Annotated in this window: 15 protein-coding genes and 1 pseudogene; 8 read left to right on the top strand and 8 right to left on the bottom strand. The window is 70.4% G+C overall.

The genetic code is table 11. The annotated features are described in order from the left end of the window. The first annotated feature begins 9 nt into the window (after nt 1-9). Nucleotides 10-2,079, top strand: a complete 2,070-nt coding sequence (locus ABZ215_RS39910; RefSeq protein ID WP_354955847.1) for an LCP family protein — start codon at nt 10-12, stop codon at nt 2,077-2,079. A 77-nt stretch (nt 2,080-2,156) separates the two neighbouring features. Further along, nucleotides 2,157-2,822 carry a phosphate signaling complex protein PhoU gene (phoU, locus tag ABZ215_RS39905; RefSeq protein WP_020421447.1) on the top strand — a complete coding sequence of 222 codons (666 nt, stop codon included), beginning with the start codon at nt 2,157-2,159 and terminating at the stop codon, nt 2,820-2,822. Nucleotides 2,823-2,826: 4 nt separating this feature from the next. Here phoU and ABZ215_RS39900 read toward each other — a convergent pair whose 3' ends face one another. Both ABZ215_RS39900 and ABZ215_RS39895 read right to left on the bottom strand, forming a co-directional pair. Beyond that, complete coding sequence (locus ABZ215_RS39900; protein ID WP_020421446.1) at nt 2,827-3,468, bottom strand: GTP pyrophosphokinase family protein; 642 nt, start codon at nt 3,466-3,468, stop codon at nt 2,827-2,829. Between the two features lie 22 nt (nt 3,469-3,490). Next, nucleotides 3,491-4,384 carry an EamA family transporter gene (locus ABZ215_RS39895; RefSeq protein WP_020421445.1) on the bottom strand — a complete coding sequence of 298 codons (894 nt, stop codon included), beginning with the start codon at nt 4,382-4,384 and terminating at the stop codon, nt 3,491-3,493. Between the two features lie 142 nt (nt 4,385-4,526). Here ABZ215_RS39895 and ABZ215_RS39890 point away from each other — a divergent pair. Beyond that, nucleotides 4,527-5,497 (top strand): annotated as a pseudogene (locus ABZ215_RS39890) (zinc-binding dehydrogenase). A gap of 52 nt (nt 5,498-5,549) precedes the next feature. Here the strand turns inward: ABZ215_RS39890 and pstB are convergent. The 6 genes from pstB to ABZ215_RS39860 form a co-directional block, all read right to left on the bottom strand. Next, on the bottom strand, nt 5,550-6,326 hold the full coding sequence (gene pstB / locus ABZ215_RS39885) for a phosphate ABC transporter ATP-binding protein PstB (RefSeq protein ID WP_020421443.1): 777 nt from the start codon (nt 6,324-6,326) through the stop codon (nt 5,550-5,552). A gap of 10 nt (nt 6,327-6,336) precedes the next feature. Continuing rightward, nucleotides 6,337-7,263 carry a phosphate ABC transporter permease PstA gene (pstA, locus tag ABZ215_RS39880; protein WP_237338861.1) on the bottom strand — a complete coding sequence of 309 codons (927 nt, stop codon included), beginning with the start codon at nt 7,261-7,263 and terminating at the stop codon, nt 6,337-6,339. Next, nucleotides 7,263-8,186 carry a phosphate ABC transporter permease subunit PstC gene (gene pstC / locus ABZ215_RS39875; RefSeq protein ID WP_020421441.1) on the bottom strand — a complete coding sequence of 308 codons (924 nt, stop codon included), beginning with the start codon at nt 8,184-8,186 and terminating at the stop codon, nt 7,263-7,265. Before pstC ends, pstA begins: the two co-directional genes overlap by 1 nt. A gap of 192 nt (nt 8,187-8,378) precedes the next feature. Continuing rightward, nucleotides 8,379-9,506, bottom strand: coding sequence for a phosphate ABC transporter substrate-binding protein PstS (gene pstS / locus ABZ215_RS39870; RefSeq protein ID WP_354955845.1), 1,128 nt, complete (start codon nt 9,504-9,506; stop codon nt 8,379-8,381). Between the two features lie 215 nt (nt 9,507-9,721). Next, nucleotides 9,722-10,627: a mycothiol synthase gene (gene mshD, locus ABZ215_RS39865; protein WP_237338862.1), complete on the bottom strand. Its 906-nt coding sequence runs from the start codon at nt 10,625-10,627 to the stop codon at nt 9,722-9,724. A 19-nt stretch (nt 10,628-10,646) separates the two neighbouring features. Continuing rightward, a complete protein-coding gene (locus ABZ215_RS39860) occupies nt 10,647-11,399 on the bottom strand; it encodes a response regulator transcription factor (protein ID WP_020421438.1) in 753 nt (250 codons plus the stop codon). A 210-nt stretch (nt 11,400-11,609) separates the two neighbouring features. Between ABZ215_RS39860 and ABZ215_RS39855 the strand changes: the two genes are divergently transcribed. From ABZ215_RS39855 to ABZ215_RS39835, 5 genes are all read left to right on the top strand, one after another. Then, nucleotides 11,610-12,491: a DUF2993 domain-containing protein gene (locus tag ABZ215_RS39855; RefSeq protein WP_237338863.1), complete on the top strand. Its 882-nt coding sequence runs from the start codon at nt 11,610-11,612 to the stop codon at nt 12,489-12,491. A gap of 7 nt (nt 12,492-12,498) precedes the next feature. Further along, a complete protein-coding gene (locus ABZ215_RS39850) occupies nt 12,499-12,933 on the top strand; it encodes a thioredoxin family protein (RefSeq protein WP_020421436.1) in 435 nt (144 codons plus the stop codon). Between the two features lie 1,033 nt (nt 12,934-13,966). After that, nucleotides 13,967-14,398: a DUF4395 domain-containing protein gene (locus ABZ215_RS39845; RefSeq protein ID WP_026153632.1), complete on the top strand. Its 432-nt coding sequence runs from the start codon at nt 13,967-13,969 to the stop codon at nt 14,396-14,398. Nucleotides 14,399-14,437: 39 nt separating this feature from the next. Then, nucleotides 14,438-15,277 carry a sulfurtransferase gene (locus ABZ215_RS39840; protein ID WP_354955842.1) on the top strand — a complete coding sequence of 280 codons (840 nt, stop codon included), beginning with the start codon at nt 14,438-14,440 and terminating at the stop codon, nt 15,275-15,277. A gap of 2 nt (nt 15,278-15,279) precedes the next feature. Further along, entirely contained in the window at nt 15,280-15,588 is a 309-nt protein-coding gene (locus ABZ215_RS39835; protein WP_026153631.1) for a DUF1416 domain-containing protein, read from the top strand. Nucleotides 15,589-15,713 lie beyond the last annotated feature (125 nt).

Genomic DNA, 15,713 nt, shown 5'->3' with positions numbered 1-15,713 from the left:
GCTGCCCCAGTGCATCCGAGCGGCTTCGTCGAGGCCCCGAACGGCGCGGCGGCTCCTGCCCGCCGTGCACCCCAGCCCGACCGCGCCGACGCGCGGCACCCGAGTGGTTTTGCCGAAGCACCCCAGCCCTCGGGCCGCGCCGATGCCCCGGTCCATCCGAGTGGCTTCGTGGAGGCCGCGAACGGCGCGGCGGCCCCCGCCCGCCGCGCACCCCAGCCCGACCGCGCCGACGCCCGGCACCCCAGCGGCTTCGCCGAAGCACCCCAGCCCTCCGGCCGCGCCGATGCCCCGGCCCACCCGAGTGGCTTCGTGGAGGCCGCGAACGGCGCGGCAGCCCCCGCCCGCCGCGCAAACCCGCCCCAGCCCGACCGCGCGGACACCCGGCACCCCAGCGGCTTCGCGGAAGCGCCGCAGCCCTCCGGCCGCGCGGACGCCCCGCCCCGGCCGAGCTCTCCGCAGCCCTCGGCGCGTGCCGACGCTCCGCCGCGGCCGAGCGCGCCGCAGGCCGGCAACGCCGAGGCGCCCCGCCCCAGCCCCACCCCTCCGCCCGCCAACCGGCGAGCCACCCCGGCCGACGAAGCGGAATCCGACGCCACCCAGCTCCGCGAGCCGGTCGAGCGGCCCGGTGGTCCGCGGCGCCCGGGGCGGGGGCGGTCGGTGAGCCCCGCGGACCGCCTGACGATGACCGACGAGCTGGAGCCCGTCGGCGATCACACCAAGGTCCGCCGCAAGATCGACAACACCCTGGCGCGCTTCGCGGCCGCCCATGAGGAGCTCGCCGCCGAGGAGGCCAAGCGCCAGGAGCGCCGCGAGCGCTTCATCGCGCGCCCGGTCGCGCTCATCGAGCAGACCCGCACCCGGCTGCAGCGCGTCGTCGCGCCGGTGAAGTCCGACGGGGACGACGAGAAGGCCGCGCCGCAGACCCGCCTGCAGGAAAAGAAACAACGCCGCAGCGACCGGTCGATCCGCATCACCCGCATCGCCTGCGCGGTGCTGGCCGGGCTGATCTTCCTCGCCACCGGCGCGCTGTGGGGCACCAAGACCTGGTTCAACAGCAAGTTCACCGAGATCGCCGCCCTCGACGAGAACTCCTCGGACATCCAGAACGCGGCAGGCCAGACCGGTGACGAGAACTTCCTCATCGTCGGCTCCGACACCCGCGCCGGCGCCACCGCCGAGGAGAACGTCGGCGACGCGGACACCGTCGGCGGCGCCCGCTCGGACACGATCATGCTGGCGCACGTCCCGGCCGACCGGAAGCGCGCGGTGATCGTGTCCTTCCCGCGCGACCTGGAGATCTCCCGGCCCGCCTGCGAACGCTACGACGCGGCCGCGGGCACCTACTCCAGCGAGATCGTCGCCGCGGCCACCAAGGTCAAGCTGAACACCGCGTACGCGGTCGGCGGGCCCAAGTGCCTCACCAAGTGGGTCCAGCAGCTCACCGGGCTGCGCGTCAACCACTTCGTCGGCATCGACTTCGGCGGCTTCAAGGAGATGGTCGACGCGGTGCACGGCGTGACCGTCCACGTCGACAGCCCGATCCGGGACACCACCCTCGGGATGGTGATCGCCGAGACCGGCGACGTGACGATCTCCGGCGACCAGGCGCTCAGCTTCGTCCGCGCCCGCCACGTGGTCGGCGACCCCACCTCGGACTACGGCCGCATCAAGCGGCAGCAGCAGTTCCTCACCGCGCTGCTGCAGAAGGCGATGTCGCAGGGCGTCATCACCGACCCGACGCAGCTCACGAACTTCGTGACCGCGTTCGCCCGCGCCACCTTCGGCGACAACATCGGCGTCGACCAGATGCTCACGCTGGCCCAGTCGATGAAGGGCCTGGACACCAGCAAGCTGAAGTTCCTCACCGTCCCGACCGTCGGCGAGCCGAACACCCGCGGCAACGAAGTGCTCCTGGAGACCAAGTCCAAGGAGCTGTTCCAGGCCATGATCGACAACACCCCGCTGCCCGGTACCCCCGAGTACGAGGCGGCGAAGGCGGCCGCGAGCGCGACGCAGACCCCGCCGCCCAGCTCGTCGAAGTCGTCGAAGTCGTCGAGTTCGACCTCGTCGGACTCGTGACAACTCGTTAGCGCCGGTTCATTCCGGGTTCACTTCGCGATGCGGCGATTGCCCCGAACGGGTCGTAGAGTGTGGCCATGCGCGAGGCTTACCACGTCGAACTCGAAGACCTGGCCGCGAACCTGGCGGACATGTCGCTCCAGGCCGCCGCGGCCATGAAGAAGGCGACCCAGGCACTGCTCGAAGCGGACCTGTCCCTGGCCGAGCAGGTGATCGGCGACGACCAGAAGATCGACGACGCTCGTGCCGAGAACGAGGAGAAGGCGTACGCCCTCCTGGCGCTGCAGGCGCCGGTCGCGACCGACCTGCGCACCGTGCTGGCCGTGATCCACGCCGCGGAGAGCCTGGAGCGGATGGGCGACCTCGCCCTGCACGTCGCGAAGGCGGCCCGCCGCCGCCACCCGCAGGCCACCCTGCCCGAGCCGGTCCGGAACTACTTCGCCGAGATGGGCGAGCTGGACGTCCGGCTGGCGGAGAAGGTCGCCGACGTCATCAAGAGCCGGGACGTCGAGGCGGCCCGCGCCCTCGAGGAAGAGGACGACCGCGTCGACGAGATCCACCGCCACCTGTTCACGGTGATCATGGACAAGGACTGGGAGCACGGGGTCGCGGCCGCCGTCGACATCACGCTGCTCGGCCGGTTCTACGAGCGGTTCGCCGACCACGCGGTGTCCGTCGGCAAGCGGATGGTGTTCGTGGCGACCGGCAAGATGCCCGGCTACGCCCACGACGAGGACCTCTGACGAACTAGGACGGGCCGCCCTGCAGCCGCTGGTGCAGGGCGGTCATCCGCGCGTCCAGGTCGGCCGCGGTTTCCGCGGCGGCGCGCAGCTCGTCGGCGAAGTCGGCCGGCGCGGTGCCGGCGTACTTGTAGAACAGCTTGTGCTCCACCGCGGCCCAGAAGTCCATGCCGACCGTGCGCATCTGGATCTCCACCTTGACCCGCTCGACCCGGTCGGACAGGAACACCGGGATCCGCACGATCAGGTGCAGGCTGCGGTACCCGTTCGGCTTCGGCTCGGCGATGTAGTCCTTGGTCCGCACGACCTCGACATCGTCCTGGCGGCCCAGCATCTCGGCGACCAGGTAGACGTCCGGCACGAACGGGCACACCACGCGGATCCCGGCGATGTCCTCGATGTGCTCGCGGATCGCCTCGATGCTCGGCTCCAGGCCCTTGCGGGCCAGCTTGTCGAGGATCGCCTCCGGCGACTTGACGCGGCTCGCCAGGTGCTCGATCGGGTCGTGCTGGTTGGCGAAGTCGAACTCCTCGGACAGGATCCGCAGCTTGGTCATCAGCTCGTCGATGCCGAACTTGTAGACCATGAGTTCCCGCTGGAGCGCTCGAAGCAGCGCAGCTGAGTGGCCGACTTCGTCGAGCACGGTCATGCGACCAGCCTACCGAGATCGATCAGGGCGCATCCCGCACCGAGCGGGTCGCCCCGATCGAGGCCGCGACGACGCAGCAGATCGCCAGCCACTGCAGCGGGTGCAGCGCCTCCCCGAGCACCAGCAGCCCGGACAGCGCCGCGACGGCCGGTTCGAGGCTCATCAGGATGCCGAACACGCGCGGCGGGATCTTGCGCAGCGCCTCCAGTTCGAGCGAGTACGGGACGACCGACGACAGCAGCGCCACCGCGAGCCCGATCAGCAGCACCCACGGCGACAGCAGGTTCGTGCCGCTCTCGACCACACCGGCCGGCATCGCCGCGACCGCGGCCACGGCCATGCCGAGCGCGAGCCCCTTGCCCTCCTCGGTGCGCTTGCCCAGTGACGCGCTGAGCAGGATGTAGAGCCCCCAGCACGCGCCCGCGATGAGCGCGAACACGATGCCGAGCATCGACAGGTCGCCCCGCGTCTCGGCGAGCAGCACGACGCCGCCCGCCGCCAGCAGCGCCCACAGCACGTCGAGCCAGCGCCGGGACCCGGCCAGCGCCACCGCGAGCGGCCCGAGGAACTCGATGGTGACCGCGATGCCCTGCGGGATGCGCGCCAGCGCCTGGTAGAAGGTCAGGTTCATGGTGCCCAGCACCACGCCGTAGGCGAGGACCACCGGCAGCGCCCGCCGGCCCATGCGCAGCACCGGGCGCCACACGAGCAGCAGCACCACCGCGGCGAAGAACAACCGCAGCGCGACCGTCCCGGCAGGCCCGGCGACCGCGAACAGCTGCTTGGCGAGCGACGCGCCCACCTGCACGCTGACGATCCCGATCAGCACCTGCAGCGGCGGCGGGATGGCGCCGAGCGCCCGCCCGGCCGCCGCGACCGCCCGGGGCTTCGGCAGCCGCCCGCCGACACCGTCCACGTAAACCTGAACCACGTCCCCGACGCTAGCGGCACCCACCGACAGTTCCCACCGGATTTGCCTCACTGCCCGCTTGACCTCCACCAACGTGGAGGTTGCAGGCTCGTGATCACCGAGTCGGTGAGCGAAAAGGGAGCCAGCGGTGCGCGTGGTCCAGGTGGTCGGTTTCGGTGGTCCCGAAGTGCTGGTTCCCGGGGAGGCTGCGGACCCGGTGCCGGGAACGGGCCAGGTCGTGGTCGAGGTGGCGGTCGCGGGCCTGTCGTTCGTCGAGACCCAGATCCGCCGCGGCACCGACCGCTGGCACGAGCGGCGCGGTTGCCGTACGTGCCCGGCAGCCTGGTCGCCGGTCGGGTGGACGCGGTCGGCGACCAGGTCGACCCGGCCTGGCTGGGCCGCCGGGTCGTGGCCGGCACGGGCGAGGCCGGCGGCTTCGCCGAGCGGGCCGTCGCGGCGGTGGCCGACCTGTTCCCGGTGCCCGACGACCTGGGGCTGCCGGAGGCCACCGCGCTCCACAGCGACGGCAGCACGGCGCTGGGCCTGGTCGAGAACGCCGGGATCGCCGCGGGCGAGTGGGTGCTGGTCGAAGCGGCGGCCGGCGGTGTGGGCAGCCTGCTGGTGCAACTCGCCCGCGCCGCGGGCGCCAGGGTCGTCGGCGCCGCCGGTGGCTCACGGAAGCTCGAACTGGTACGGGAACTCGGCGCGGACGTCGTGGTCGACTACACGCAACCGGGCTGGGCCAAGGAGGTGCTCGACGCGACCGGCGGCGCGGGTGCCGACCTGGTGTTCGACGGCGTCGGCGGTGCGATCGGGCAGGCCGCGTTCGAGGTCACGCGCCGCGGCGGCCGGTTCTCCGTGCACGGTGCCGCGAGCGGCGAGCCCACGTCCGTCGATCCGGACGACGCGCGGGAGCGGGGCGTGACCGTGATCGGCATCGAGCAGCTCTTCGAGTTCCCGCCGAACGTGGCGCGGTGGGCCGGGCAGATGATGTCCCGCGCGGCCGCGGGGCTCGTCCGGCCGGTCATCGGGCAGACGTTCCCGCTGGAACGGGCCGCCGACGCGCACGCCGCGGTCGAGAACCGCACCACCGTGGGCAAGACCCTGCTGGTGCTCTGAAACGAAGCGACCCCCTCGGCGCGGGGCCGAGGGGGTCGCCGGGGAACGACGATCAGCCGAACCGGCCCGAGATGTAGTCCTCGGTCGCCTTCTCGTTCGGGTTGGAGAAGATCTTCTCCGTGTCGTTGATCTCGACGAGCCGTCCCGGCTGGCCGACACCGGCCAGGTTGAAGAACGCCGTCTGGTCCGACACCCGCGCCGCCTGCTGCATGTTGTGCGTGACGATCACGATGGTGTAGTCCTTCTTCAGCTCGGCGATCAGGTCCTCGATCGCGAGCGTCGAGATCGGGTCCAGCGCCGAGCACGGCTCGTCCATCAGCAGGACGTCCGGGCGCACGGCGATGGCCCGCGCGATGCAGAGCCGCTGCTGCTGACCACCGGAGAGGCTGCCGCCCGGCTTGTTGAGCCGGTCCTTGACCTCGTTCCACAGGTTCGCGCCACGCAGCGCCCGCTCGGCGATCTCGTCGAGCTTCTTCTTGTTCTTCGTGCCCGCCAGCTTCAGCCCGGCCACCACGTTGTCCCGGATGGACATCGTCGGGAACGGGTTGGGCCGCTGGAACACCATGCCGATCGTGCGGCGGACCTGCACCGGGTCGACCGAGGACGCGTAGATGTCCTCGCCGTCGAGCAGGACCTCACCGTCGACCCGCGCGCCCGGGATGACCTCGTGCATCCGGTTCAGCGTGCGCAGCACGGTCGACTTGCCGCAGCCCGACGGGCCGATGAAGGCCGTGACGTTCCGCGGCGGCACGGACAGCGTGACGCTGTCGACGGCGTGGAACTTGCCGTAGTAGATGTCGAGGTCCTTGACGTCGATTCGCTTGGCCATAGCGGAACGCTCACTTCTTCTTCGGGGCGACCAGGCGGGAGACCACCGTGGCGATCAGGTTGATGAGGGCGATGATGATGACGAGGGTCAGCGCGGCGCCCCAGATCCGGTCGAATCCGACGCTACCCGGTTCCATGGAGTTCGTGGCCCGCTCGGTGTTCATCAGCAGCGGCAACGACGCCTGGTTGTCAGCGAACAGGTCCCAGTTGACGTAGGCGGAGTAACCGACCAGCACCAGCAGCGGCGCGGTCTCGCCCATGACGCGGGCCAGCGCCATCATGACACCGCTGATGATGCCGGACAGGGCCGTCGGCAGGACGATCTTCATGATCGTCTTCCACTTCGGCACACCCAGCGCGTAGGAGGCCTCGCGCAGGTCGTCCGGCACGATCCGCAGCATCTCCTCGGCGGAGCGCACGACGACCGGGATCATCAGCAGCACCAGGGCCAGCGACACGGCGAACCCGCTGCGCGGCAGGCCGAACGTGGTGATCCACAGCGCGTAGATGAACAGCGCCGCCACGATCGAGGGGACACCGGAGAGGATGTCCACCATGAACGTGGTGACCTTGGCCAGCCTGCTGTCCCGCCCGTACTCCACCAGGTAGATGGAGACCAGCAGGCCGAGCGGCACCGAGATGACCGCGCACATCAGGCCCTGTTCGAGCGTGCCGATGATGGCGTGCAGGACACCACCGCCGACCTCGTCGGACAGCACCGAGCCGAAGTCCTGGGCCCACCAGTTGCTGTACGGGATGCGCTTGATGCCGTTCGCGATCACCGTGTAGAGCACCCACACCAGCGGGGCGACGGCGATCAGGAACGACAGCCACACCAGCACCGTGGCGAGCGCGTTCTTGGCCTTGCGGGCCGTGCTGACCTGCTGGAACGCCGGCGGCGACGCCAGCCGCTCGGTCTCGGACAGTGTCGAGGTCATCAGTCCGCCTTCCGCTCGCCGATGATCGTCCGGGCCGCGAAGTTCACCGCGAAGGTCAGGACGAACAGCACCAGACCGGCCGCGATGTAGGCGCCGGCCGACGTGGGGTTGTTGAACTCCGCGTAGTTCGCGGCGATCTGCGACGCGAACGTCGCGCCACCGTCGAACACGCTCCAGTCGAAGAAGTGCCCGCGGGGGATGTACAGGATGACGGCCAGCGCGATCGTCTCACCGAGGGCGCGGCCGAGGCCGAGCATCGACGCGCCGACGTAGCCGGCCTTCCCGAACGGCAGCACCGTCGTCCGGATGACCTCCCAGCGGGTGGCGCCGAGCGCGAGCGCGCCCTCGATGTGGGCGGTCGGCGTGCGCTCGAACACCTCGCGGGACAGCGAGGTGATGATCGGCAGCAGCATCACCGCGAGCACCACGCCCGCCGTGAAGATCGTGCCCGAGTAGTTCGGGAACACGTTGCCGGTGCCGAAGATCGGGATGAAGCCCAGGGTCTCGTTCAGCCACTGCGAAACCGGCGCCATCTTCGGCGCCAGCACGAGGATGCCCCACAGACCGAAGATGATCGAGGGCACCGCGGCGAGCAGGTCGACGACGTAGGCGAACGGACGCGCCAGCCGGCGCGGGGCGTACTGGGTCAGGAACAACGCGATGCCCAGCGAGATCGGCATCGCGATGATCAGGGCCACCAGCGAGGTGTAGATCGTGACCAGCAGCAGGTCCAGGATGCCGAACCGCAGGTGGGTGGGGTCGCCGGTCTCCCAGATGCGGGAGGTGAGGAAGTTGATCTCGTTCGCGCTCAGTGCCGGAATCGCCTGCACCAGCAGGAAGATCCCGATCAGCGCGATGAGTGCGACGACGAAGATGCCCGCGCCGGTGCTCAGGTTCTTGAAGATGCGGTCACCCGGCCGCACCTTCGCGGTCTTGTTCGGTGAGGCCAGTGAGGGAGTTCGCTCAGTGGCCGGTGGTTGCGCCGTAATCGGGGGCCTCCGGGAGTGGTCTAGACGCAAGCGGACGCCCACCGGTGTCGCCGGTGGGCGTCCGCCTCGCGAGTGACTCGCTCATCAGTTACTCAGTGCAACCCGTTCTGGGGTGGCAGTCGATCGTCAGGAGATCGCGTTGATCGAGGTCAGCACCTTGTCCTGCAGGGACTGCGGGAGCGGCACGAAACCCTTCTCGGCGATCGGCTGCTGGGCGGTGGTGGCAGCCACGGTCAGGAACGCCTTCATCGCCTTGGCGGTGTCGGCGTCGTAGCCCTTCGAGCAGACGATCTCGTAGGTGGTCAGCAGCAGCGGGTAGGCGCCCGGGGTGTTGCTGGCGTAGATGGCCTTGAGGTCCATGGCCAGGTCGTTGCTGCCCGGGGTGCGGAAGGTCGCGGCGTCGAGCGCCTTGGCCACGTTCTCCGGGGTCAGCTCGACGGCGCCGGAGCCGCTGTCCAGCTTGGCGGCGCTCAGGCCGTCCTTGACGTAGGACGACTCGATGTAGCCGATGGCGCCGTCGGCGGCGCGGATGCCGGAGGCGACACCGTTGGAGCCCTGGGCGCCGTTGCCGACGCCGCCCTTGAAGGCCTTGCCGGTGCCCTGCGTCCAGGCGCCCTTCGAGGCGGCCTCGAGGTAGGTCTGGAAGTTGTCGGTGGTGCCCGACTCGTCCGACCGCGAGAACACCTGGATCGGCTTGTCCGGCAGGTTGACGCCCGCGTTGAGGGCGGCGATGGCCGGGTCGTTCCACTTGGTGATCTGGCCGTTGAAGATCTTGGCCGTGACCTCGCCGTTCAGCGTGAGCGAGGAGACGCCGTCCAGCTTGTAGGCGATGGCCACGGGGCCGACGACCAGCGGCAGGTTCCAGGCCTCGCCACCGGCGCAGCGCTCGTTGGCCTTGGTCTGCTCGTCGCCGGCCTTCAGCGGCGAGTCCGAGCCGCCGAAGTCGACCTGCTTGGCGGTGAACTGCTTGACGCCCGAGCCGGAGCCGGTCGCGTTGTAGTTCACGATCTGGCCGGCGCAAGCCTTGGTGTACTGCTGGGCGAAGATGTCCACCGCGGTCTTCTGGGCCGTCGAACCCTCGCCGGTGAGCGGCGACTTGCCACCGCACTCGACGTTCGCGGTCGCGGTCGGCGCGGTCGCCGCACCCGAGGTCTGGGTGTTGCCCGTCGACGCCGGGTCGGTGCCACAGGCCGCGAGCACGAGGGCAGCGCTCGCCGCGATGCCGAGAGCACCCATCGGCCGCATGATCTTCACTTCATGTCCTCCAGCTAGTGATAGCCATTCGTCGCAACCGGACATTAGGCAGCACGGGTGGACGCGCCCCTCTGTACAGGTGAACGCAAAGTGAACAAGGCCGCCAATGTGAGCGGGACTACTTCACCCGACCGGGTGCCGTGTCCGGGCCGTGACCTGCAGGTTCGCGATCCGTGATGAACCATTGGCGGAGGGTTAACGTAACGGAACGGTGATCACCGTTCGTACTGGACGTCGACCTCGTGGCGGGCGAAGCCGAGTCGCGAATAAACGGCGATCGCGGGCGCGTTGTCGCCTTCCACGTACAAGATCACCTGGGGCAGGCCGCGGTCCCGGAGGTACCGCAGGCCGGCCAGCGTCAGGGCCTTGCCCAGCCCGCCGCCCTGCGCGCCCGGGTCGACGCCGACGACGTACACCTCGCCGGTCTCCCGGCCGCCGAACCGGCGCGGGTTGGCCGGGTGCACCTTCGTCCAGTGGAAGCCGAGCAGCTTGCCCGTGCTGTCCTCGGCGAGGAAGAACCCGTCCGCGTCGAACCAGTCCGCCGACTCCTCGGCACGCAGGTCGTCGACCGTGAGCCTGCCCTGCTCGGGGTGCCAGTCGAAGGCGCGGGCGTTGACCTCGATGACGGCCTGCTCGTCCCGGCCGGGCACGAAGGTGCGCAGCGAGACGCCCTCGGGCAGCCGGGGCTCGGGCCAGTCCGGGTCGACCGGGGTGTGCATGACCAGCAGCTCGCGGGCACGCGAGAAGCCCGCTCGTTCGGCAAGGGCGGCGGCGCCGGGGTGGTCGCCGTGCGCCCAGATGCGCAGCGGCGCGTCGCCGGCGCGGTCGACGAGCGCGGACAGCACCTCGGTGCCCACACCCTGGCGCCGGTGGTCCGGCCGCACGATCAGCTCGGCCACCTGGCGGCCGAACGCGTCACCGGAGGTGTCCAGGTGCGCGTAGCCGGCGAGCACGCCGTCGGCGCGGGCCAGCAGGTGCGGCCCGGACGCGAACTCGCCCGGCAACGGCTCGCCGGGCGAGATGTCCGGTCGCCCGTCCACCTCGCGGGCGGCGAGCAGCAGCTCACGCACCTCGCGGGTGGTCGTCTCGTCCAGTTCGTCGACCCACACCACAGTCAGCACGGATTCACGCTATCCCTGATCAGGGGGTGGAGAACTCCGTGGACAGCTCGCCGGGCTCGAAGTTGAGCGAAGTCACGCCGGGCTTGGCGCCCGCCTTGGCGGGGCGCTCGAACTTGTAGCCGACGTTGCGCACGGTGCCGATCATCTGCTCGTGCTCGGGGCCGAGCTTGGCGCGCAGGCGCCGGACGTGCACGTCGACGGTGCGGGTGCCACCGAAGAAGTCGTAGCCCCAGACCTCCTGCAGCAGCTGGGCGCGGGTGAACACCCGGCCCGCGTGCTGCGCGAGGTACTTGAGCAGCTCGAACTCCTTGTAGGTGAGTTCGAGGGTGCGGCGGCGCAGCCGCGCGGTGTACGTCGCCTCGTCGATCACGAGGTCGCCGACCCGCAGCTCGGTGTCCACCTGGGTGGCGCCGCCGTCGCGGGTGGTCGCCAGCCGCAGCCGGGCGTCGACCTCGGCCGGGCCCGCGGTGGGGAGCAGGATGTCGTCGGTGCGCCACTCGGCGCTGACCGCGACCAGGCCGCCCTCGCCGATGACCGCGATGATCGGCGTGCTGCCCTCGTCCTCGCCGGTGCCCTTCAGCAGGCGGCAGAGGCTCTTGGCCGACGCGAGATCGGTGCGCGCGTCCAGCAAGATGACGTCCCGGTGGCCGGCGTCGAGCAGCGCGGTGACCTCCGGCGCCCGGACGCGTACCGTGTGCGGCAGCAGGTCGAGAGCTGGGAGGACTGCGGTGGCTTCCGCCTCGGAAGTGAGTACGAGCAGGTCCAGGCTCATCGCCACACCGCCTTCTTGCTAGTCCGTAGCCTTGAGCGCCCCTGGTCTTAGCGGACAAGACTAGCGGGTGAACAGGCGGAAACCACCTGCTCTGCAGCCACCGTCACACTGACGTCACACTGGTGACCCATAGCCTCGGGCTGTCCAGAAGCCGGACACGAGACAGATCGGACACGAAGAGTGAGCAGACCTGCGACCCAGGACCGAGCCGTGCCACCAGCGGGATCGCGCCGCCGTGGACGCCGAGCCCGCCGCATCGTCATCAGTCTCGTCGTGCTGCTCGCGCTCCTGGTCGGGGCCGATTTCGGGCTCGCCGCGTACGCCGAGCACACGGTGTCGCAGAAGGCCCGCGAGCAGCTGAAGCTGAGCGACGACCCGTCCGTGACGATCCACGGTTTCCCGTTCACCACGCAGGCGATCGGCGGCGACTACGGGCACATCTCACTGTCCGCGTCCGGGGTGCCGATCAAGGACCTGCAGGACGTCGGTGTGACGGCCGACCTCTACGACGTCACGGCGCCGCTGTCGGACCTGGTGAACGGCAACACCGACGCGATCGACATCGGACGCCTGGAGGCCCAGGTCACGATCAAGGCCAGCGACATCAACAAGGTGGACCCGCTGACCAAGGTCGACGACCTGCGGATCGAGCCGTCGAGCATCGAGTACGTGGAGACCGGCCAGGACGCCGAGAGCGGCACGGACAGCGGCTCCGGCGGCGACCAGCAGGGCCAGGACGGCACGACGGAGGAGGAGCAGGACAAGTCCAGGGCCGGCATCCGCATCTCCGGGTACGTGCAGATCGCGGGCCAGCAGCTGGAGATCTTCTGCTTCGCCATGATCGAACTGCACGGCACGGCGATCGACATCGTGCCCAAGCGGCTGCAGTACGGGAATGACAAGGAGACGACCGTTGTTCCCGAAGCTGTGCAGCAGGCCCTGCTGCCGAACTTCAAGGCCACGATCGACACCGGCAACCTCCCGTTCGAGGTCACCCCGACGGCGGTACAGGTGAACAGCGGTTCGGTCACCATCAAGGGCGAGGCCAAGAACGTGACGTTCAGCGGGGCGACCAGCTCTACCGGAGGGTGAGGCGCGGATGACGGGCGTGTGGGTCGTGCTCGGCACGCTGGTGGTCGCGGCGGTCGCCGGCGGACTGCTCAAGGCGCGCAACGGTCGCGTCCGGGCGGCTCGCCGGGCGCCCGCGGCCGGGCTGCCCGAGCCGGTCGCGGCGGTGCTCGACACCGGCGCCCGCGTCACCCTGGTGCAGATCTCCACCACGTTCTGCACCCCGTGCCGGCACACCCGCGCCCTGCTCGGCCCGCTGGCCGAGCGCACCGACGGCCTGAACCACGTCGAGCTGGACGTGACGAACCAGCCGGAGGTCGCGCAGGCGCTGGGTGTGCTGCGCACGCCGACCACGATCGCCTACGACTCCGACGGCACCGAGCTGCTGCGAGTCGGCGGCGTGCCGAAGGCGCCCGCGCTGCTGGAGGCCCTCGCGCCGCACCTCCCGGCGCGGGTGACGGACTGACACGCCGCTGAGCTGGGCTGAGAACGCCCACGTGCCGCGCCGTCCGGCGCGGGTGGTGGAGTGATTGCCGCTGAGCGCTGTGGGCGGCGCCTCGCGCCGCATCTTCCGGCGCGGGTGGCGGAGAGACATGCCGCTGGCTGCGCTGAGGGTGCCCTCGCGCCGCGCCTCCGGCGGGTGTGGTGGATTGGTTGCCGCTGGCCGCGCTGCTGGTGGCCCTGGTGCTGCGCCTTCCGGCCCGCGTCGCGGAGCCACACGCCGCTGGCCGCGCTGTTGGAGGCCCTCGCGCCGCACCTCCCATCGCGGTAACGGACGGACACGCCACTGACCTGCGCTGAGGGTGCCCACGTGCCGCGCCTTCCGGCGCGGGTGGCGGAGTGACCTACCGCTGGCTGCGTTGAGGGTGCCCTCGTGCCGCGCCTTCCGGCGCGGGTGGCGGAGTGACCTACCGCTGGCTGCGTTGAGGGTGCCCTCGTGCCGCGCCTTCCGGCGCGGGTGGCGGAGTGACCTACCGCTGGCTGCGTTGAGGGTGTCCTCGCGCCGCGCCTCCGGCGGGTGTGGCGGATTGACACGCCCGCTGGCCGCGCTGCCGGTGGCCCTGGTGCTGCACCTTCCGGCCCGCGTCGCGGAGCCACACGCCGCTGGCCGGGCTGTTGGTGACCCTCGCGCCGCACTTCCGGCCCGCGCGGCGGAGCGACAAGCCGCTGACCACGCTGCTCCCGGCCCCCACACCGCCCCTCCCGGCGCGCGTGACCTAGCCAAACACCGCTGACCTGGGCCGAATTTCTTTCTTGGATCGTGGGAATGCTCTCACTGGGTGGACGCCACTCCCACTTTCAGGGACGTCCGGGTAGCCTGACGCTCGTGTGCAGGCTGCCCCTCACTCTGCTGACGCAACGTCGCGCGGTCGACTTCTGCCGCGTGCGCAGCAGCCTGTGTCTGCCCTAGCGGGTCCGCCTCAGCCGTACCCGCTTCTCCCCCCGCCGGAAAAACCCATTCCGACGCGCGCTCACGCGCGCCCCGCCAGGGAGGTGACATGTCAGCAGGCCCAGCCGTAGACCCCCGTGGACCGCGCTTCGCGGCCGTCATCACGACCGTCGTGCTCGCGGTGGTCCTGATCACGGGCTGGTGGCCGTTGCTGGCCGTCCAGACGGTCGTGTTCGCGATCGGCGCGTTCATCGGGCTCAAGCCGGCCCCGTACTCGCTGCTCTACCGCTACCTCGTGGCGCCCCGGCTCGCGCCGACATCCGAGCGGGAGGACGCGGCGCCGCTGCGGTTCGCCCAGGCGGTCGGGTTCGTGTTCGCGCTGGTCGGCACCGTCGGCTACGCCACCGGGGTCACCGCGCTCGGCATCGTCGCGACGGCGTTCGCGCTGTTCGCGGCATTCCTCAACGCGGCCTTCAACTTCTGCCTCGGCTGCGAGATGTACCTCCTGATCCGGCGCGTGGCGCCGAGCCAGGCTTCCTGACAGTCCACCCACGAGAAGAAGAAAGCGAGTAGTGCTCTCATGAGCCGTGAAGACGTCCTGGTCACCACGCAGTGGGCCGAGGAGAACCTGAACACCCCCGGCGTGGTCTTCGCCGAGGTGGACGAGGACACCACCGCCTACGACGGCGGCCACATCCGCGGCGCGGTCAAGATCGACTGGAAGACCGAGCTGCAGGACCCGGTCCGCCGCGACTTCGTCGACAAGGCGGGCTTCGAGGCCCTCCTGTCGGAGAAGGGCATCTCCAACGACGACCTGGTCGTCCTGTACGGCGGCAACAACAACTGGTTCGCCGCCTACGCGTACTGGTACTTCAAGCTGTACGGCCACGACAAGGTCAAGCTGCTCGACGGCGGCCGCAAGAAGTGGGAGCTGGACGGCCGCGAGCTGACCTCCGACGAGGTCAAGCGCGAGCGCACCAACTACGTCGCCAAGGAGCCGGACACCTCGATCCGCGCCTTCCGCGACGAGGTCGTCGACGCGATCGGCACCAAGAACCTGGTCGACGTCCGCTCGCCCGACGAGTTCTCCGGCAAGCTGCTGGCCCCGGCGCACCTGCCGCAGGAGTCGGCGCAGCGCGGCGGCCACATCCCGACGGCGCTGAACGTGCCGTGGGCCAAGACCGCGAACGAGGACGGCACCTTCAAGACCGCCGAGGAGCTCACCGAGCTCTACAACGAGGCGGGCCTGGACACGTCCAAGGCGACCATCGCCTACTGCCGCATCGGTGAGCGCTCCAGCCACACCTGGTTCGCGCTGCACGAGCTGATCGGGCTCGAGGACGTGAAGAACTACGACGGTTCGTGGACCGAGTACGGCTCGCTGGTCGGCGTGCCGATCGAAACCGGAACGGGGAAGTGACGATGAGTGCTGACGGTTGCGGCGCGCCGGTCCAGACGGCGACGCCCGCGGACATCGACACCAACGGTCAGGTCGTGGTGGCCGGCAAGGTCGTCGGCGGCGACGGCCCGGTCGGCGGCGCCTACGTGCGCCTGCTGAACGGTGACGGCGACTTCGCCGGCGAGGTCCAGGCCTCCCCGGAGGGCGACTTCCGGTTCTACGCCGCGCCCGGCGCCTGGACGGTGCGTGCCCTGCACCGCTCGGGCAACGGCGAAGCCTCGGTGACCGCCGAGGGCCCCGGCCTGCACCAGGTCGCGATCTCGGTCGGCTGATTCCACCCTCGACGGCCACCCCCGCGCACGCCGCGGCACGGGGTATCAGGGTGAACTGCGTCGTCCCCGGTGCTATCCGCACCGAAGAGGAAGAGGAGAGCTTCGCTGATCGTGTCCAGACCGAT

It is taken from the genome of Amycolatopsis sp. NPDC006131, from assembly GCF_040614175.1.
Lineage (GTDB): Bacteria > Actinomycetota > Actinomycetes > Mycobacteriales > Pseudonocardiaceae > Amycolatopsis_E > Amycolatopsis_E tucumanensis.
The sequence above is the reverse complement of the archived record's forward strand: the minus strand, read 5'-3'. Positions and strand labels throughout refer to the sequence as shown.